Source organism: uncultured Thiocystis sp. (genome assembly GCF_903866365.1).
GTDB lineage: Bacteria > Pseudomonadota > Gammaproteobacteria > Chromatiales > Chromatiaceae > Chromatium.
In genome coordinates this window covers 1-4,497 of the sequence record NZ_CAIPNF010000213.1, presented here as the reverse complement: position 1 = coordinate 4,497, position 4,497 = coordinate 1, and the positions used below count along the sequence as shown (strand labels likewise).

At 59.4% G+C, this 4,497-nt stretch carries 3 protein-coding genes and 2 tRNA genes; all 5 read right to left on the bottom strand.

Going from position 1 to position 4,497, the window contains the following annotated elements; translation table 11 throughout:
• Window positions 1-633 precede the first annotated feature (633 nt).
• A tRNA-Phe gene (locus QZY07_RS11955) sits at window positions 634-709 on the bottom strand.
• Window positions 710-816: 107 nt separating this feature from the next.
• Window positions 817-1,089 carry an oxidative damage protection protein gene (locus QZY07_RS11950; protein WP_295402756.1) on the bottom strand — a complete coding sequence of 91 codons (273 nt, stop codon included), beginning with the start codon at window positions 1,087-1,089 and terminating at the stop codon, window positions 817-819.
• Window positions 1,086-2,165: an A/G-specific adenine glycosylase gene (mutY, locus tag QZY07_RS11945; RefSeq protein ID WP_295402759.1), complete on the bottom strand. Its 1,080-nt coding sequence runs from the start codon at window positions 2,163-2,165 to the stop codon at window positions 1,086-1,088. The genes QZY07_RS11950 and mutY overlap by 4 nt, the downstream gene beginning before the upstream one ends.
• 67 nt (window positions 2,166-2,232) lie before the next feature.
• A tRNA-Gly gene (locus tag QZY07_RS11940) sits at window positions 2,233-2,306 on the bottom strand.
• Between the two features lie 43 nt (window positions 2,307-2,349).
• Entirely contained in the window at window positions 2,350-4,167 is a 1,818-nt protein-coding gene (locus QZY07_RS11935) for an AMP-binding protein (protein WP_295402754.1), read from the bottom strand.
• Window positions 4,168-4,497 lie beyond the last annotated feature (330 nt).

The window sequence follows — 4,497 nt, the reverse complement described above, 5'->3', positions numbered from 1 at the left end:
TACCAACCATGTTTTTTAACAGAGCATCGGTTTCGCTACCAATCGCGTTAGCCATGATCTGCTATTTCCAAATATAATTTTGCCCTGAAAATAATATTGGCAAATCATAAGCTTATGTCAAGCTAACAAAGTAGAATTAGGCAACCAAGATGTCAGAGGTGATTTTGTTCGTCATCCCCTAAAAAGATCAATATGCCGAGATTTTTTACTTTTTGGCTTCCTTGGATGGGATCGAAACCACCGGCCGAGTGGTCAACAGTTCGATTGGGGAAGCCGAGCGGATTATGCTCAACGCGGTTGAGCGTAACCGTGGAGATCGAAGGTCTCGGCACTGGTTCAGTTCAATTTAGCCATAAAAGCATTTTAAATCAATGAATTGGACGGTCTGACCGCGATGAGCGAAAGGCAGGGGCCGCACGTCAAACCCAGTCAATACAAGGGTTCATGGCAGATTACGCGGTTTTTTAAGATGCAGGATAACCATTCAAGCAATTGATATATAAGACTTATCTTACAAAACTGAACTGAACCAGTGCCAAGGTCTCCGGTACCGGAAATGCACCAGAGCCAGTGACCTTGAGGCATAAAAAATCCCCGTGTCTCAGAGAAACACGAGGATTTTCATGGTCTTGTTGGTGCCCAGGGGCGGAATCGAACCACCGACACGAGGATTTTCAGTCCTCTGCTCTACCAACTGAGCTACCTGGGCTTACGTAATGATGATGCAATTAAGTTAAGCGCCGCATTAAATCAACAAGAACAGCTCGTGTCAAGTATTGGAAATGGCGGGCTGGTTGACCGCACATGCGGATTGGCTCAACTCTTGAGCGGCACATAGCCCGCTGGCTTTTCGGCGCCCTCGCCAAAGAAAAAAAGCTCCATTTCACCCTCTAGAAATTTCCGCGATTTGGGATCCAGCGGACTGAGGCGATTTTCGTTGATCAGCATGGTCTGGTGGCGCAGCCAGTCCTGCCAGGCCGCTTTGGAGACCTGTTCAAAGATACGTTTTCCGATCTCGCCCGGATACGGCTGGCGGTCGAGTCCATCGGCTTCGCGGCCGAGTTTGACGCAGTGGACGATTCGGCTCATGGGGTTTCTCCTTCAATCTGCTGTGTGCCCATGATGAGGGCGTCGAGGATGTCTTTGACCGGGGTTGGAAGACCCAACTCTAAAAGGTCCGTTCGATTCAGCCAGCGTTGATCGTCATGATCGGCAATCTCCTTGATCGACCCTTTGATGCGAATGGCCGCGACCTGAATCCCGAGACGGAAGTGGCTAAAGGTGTGACGGCGCGGCGGGAGCATTTCAACCTCCAGCGGGGCCGAACCGAAATGGGACAGACACCAGTCGGCGGGGTTCGTGCCGGCGATTGTCTCCGGCAGACTCCAGAGTCCGCCCCAGATGCCGGTGGGCGGACGGCGCTCCAGGAAGATTTCCCCGTCGGGGTTGATCGTCAGGATCATGAGGGTGGTTCGCTCGGGAAGCGGTTTGCGTGGTCGGCTGGCTGGGAGTTCGGTCTGTCGGCCTTGTGCGCAGGCGATGCAGCCTGTCGCAACCGGGCAGCGTTTACAGGCCGGTTTGCCGCGGGTGCAGAGTGTGGCACCAAGATCCATCATGCCCTGGTTGTAGGCGCCGACCCGTTCCCGCGGGGTGAGGCGTTCTGCCAGCGTCCAGAGTTTGGCGAGCACATCGCTGCGTCCGGGCCATCCGTCGATGGCGAAGCAGCGGGCAAGTACCCGTTTGACATTGCCGTCGAGGATTGGGTGGGGCTGATCCGCGGAGAGTGACAAGATGGCTCCGGCGGTGGAGCGACCGATACCGGGTAGTGCCCGGACCTGATCGACGTCGGTGGGAAAAATGCCTTGATGCTGGTCCCGAATCAGCCCGGCGGCACGGTGCAGGTTACGCGCCCGCGCGTAATAGCCGAGCCCGGACCAGTGCGCCAGGACATCGTCGATCGGCGCCTCCGCCAGATCCAGCACGCTCGGAAAGCGCGTCATGAACCGCTCGAAATAGGGGATGACGACGCTGACCCGAGTCTGCTGCAACATGATTTCGGAGACCCAGACGCGGTAAGGCGTGGGGGCGAGCTGCCAGGGCAGATCATGGCGACCATGCTGGTCGAACCAGGCCAGGAGCGCGGCGGCGAAATCGTGTGGCGTGATGTCAGGCAGAAGAAGCGCCTCAATCCAAGCGGATGAACGCTGAAGCAGCTGAGGAGAAGGAGGGAGTTGGAGCGGGTGATGGGAATCGAACCCACGCTATCAGCTTGGGAAGCTGAAGTTCTACCATTGAACTACACCCGCGTCATGAATCCGTAGTGTAGGCACTGACCGGCATGAAGGCAAGCTATGCATCCATGTCGTACATGCCCGCGATCACGTCCCGGTAGCGTTCCATGACGGTGGCGCGCTTGACCTTGAGCGTGGGTGTCAGCAGTCCGTTGTCGATCGACCAGGGCTCCAGGGTCAGGGTGACGCGGCGGATTTTGGCGAAGCCGGGGAAATCACTTAGGGCCAGGCGGATGCGCTTGATGATGTCCTTGAGCAGGTGCGGATCCGCCAGACTGGCGGGTTGTTCGGGATCCAATCCGTACTCGCGGGCGAACCCGACCCAGAGCTCGGCGTTGAGCACCAGCAGCGCGGAGAGATAGGAATGCCCCTCACCGAGCACCACCGCCTGATCGAACAATGGATCCATGGCGATGGCCATCTCCAGATCGGCGGGTGGCACCTTTTCACCATTCGACAGCACCAGGATATCCTTGAGTCGGCCAGTGATGAAGATGTGACCATCCTCGATGCGCGCCTGATCGCCGGTATGCAGCCAGCCATCCTGGGTCAGCACCTTGGCGGTCGCGGCGTGGTTGTTCCAGTAGCCTTGCATGACATTGTCGCCCTTCACCATCAGTTCGTCGTCGGCGCCGATGCGCACCTGGATGCCGCGGATGGGGACGCCGACGCTCTCGGGGACGTTTTTCCGCAGCGGATTGAAGCTGACGACCGGGCTGGTTTCGGTCAGTCCGTAGCCCTGAATCAAGGGCAAGCCGAGTCCGATGAAGGTGTGCGCCACGCCGGCCGGCAGGGCGGCGCCACCGCTGACGGCGACCCGCATCCGTCCGCCGAGTTTCTCCAGGACCGTCGCGCCGACCTTGTGCCGCAGCCAGGGCCAGAGCAGCAGGAGCGGATGCCAGCCGTCGCGTCCCTGGTCGCGCAGAAAGGCGCGCCAGCCGGTCGCGACCGCCAGCCGAAACAGCCAGCGCACAGGGGCGGGGCGACTCTGCAACTGCTCGTGGAGACGATGATAGACACGCTCGAAGACTCGTGGGACGGCAATCATGACCGTCGGGCGAATGCTTTGGAGATCCTCGGCCAGTTGCCCCACCGAGCGGGCGAATGCCACGCCGGAACCGGCCATGACCGGCAGGTAATAGCCCCCCGTTCGTTCCAGCATGTGCGAGAGCGGCAGAAAGGAGAGGAAGAGATCTTCCGGATAGACATTGATGAGCGTCACGACGCCATGGACGTTCGTCAGAATGTTGCGATGACTGAGCATTACGCCCTTGGGTCGGCCGGTGGTGCCGGAGGTATAGACGATGGTTGCCAGGGCATGAGGGTCACCGTCGCGCTGGGTCAATGCTGGGGCGCGGGAGGGCAACCAAGTGCCGGCGACGACGACCCGTGGATCATTCGCTGCAAGTTCGGTGGCCGCCTCGCTTGGCTCCAGGATCACCACTCGGATTGGCCATGGCGCGTCGCCGATGACTTCGGCCAGACGCTTCCAGCGACCGGCATCCTGGATCAGCAGAAGTTTGGCCGCCGCGTCCTGCAGGATATAGGCGGCGTTCTCGGCGCGGTCGTCGGTATAGAGCGGGACCGTGACCAGGCCGAGCGAGAACGCGGCCTGATCGAACATGACCCATTCCGGACAGTTGCGCAGCAGCATCGCGACCCGGTCGCCGGGTTCGAGCGACTCGCCGGCGATTGCCTGCCGCCAGCGGGCGATCCACTGCCCCATGTCGCGCCAGGTCAGTTCCTGCCAGCCGCCGGTGCGCTCGCAAGACCGATAGGCAATACGGTCGGGCGTTCGGAGGATCCGCTGGAGAAAGAGACCGTCCAGGGTTCTGGCTCGGTCGACCGCGATCAAATCCTCGGACCATCGACTCACAGGGCTGTCCTCATCGGGGTTATTGTCTTACAAAAACTGCAACCGGGTCCGGCATGGCCGGTGCGGTTGCGAGTGTTCGACCAGGTTGGCATCAACGCATGCTCCGTCGGAGCGGGTGCGGTTGAACGGTATAAAGGCCGTCATGAATTTGCAATCCTTCGCTGATCGATGATGGGACCGCCGGTCAATCGGGTGGTGCCTTTCGATAATGTATCCTAACAGGGCCGAGCACCAAACTGATCGATCTTGTCCCAGAACTGCGTCCAGCGCCCCGTGGATTGCACGAGCGCGCGCAGGCTCAAGACAATCTTGGCGCCCTGGTGTTTCCAG

Excerpts from the sequence above, each read along its gene's own strand:
- QZY07_RS11950 (WP_295402756.1), bottom strand. The coding sequence starts at position 1,089 with ATGAGCCGAATCGTCCACTGCGTCAAACTCGGCCGCGAAGCCGATGGA.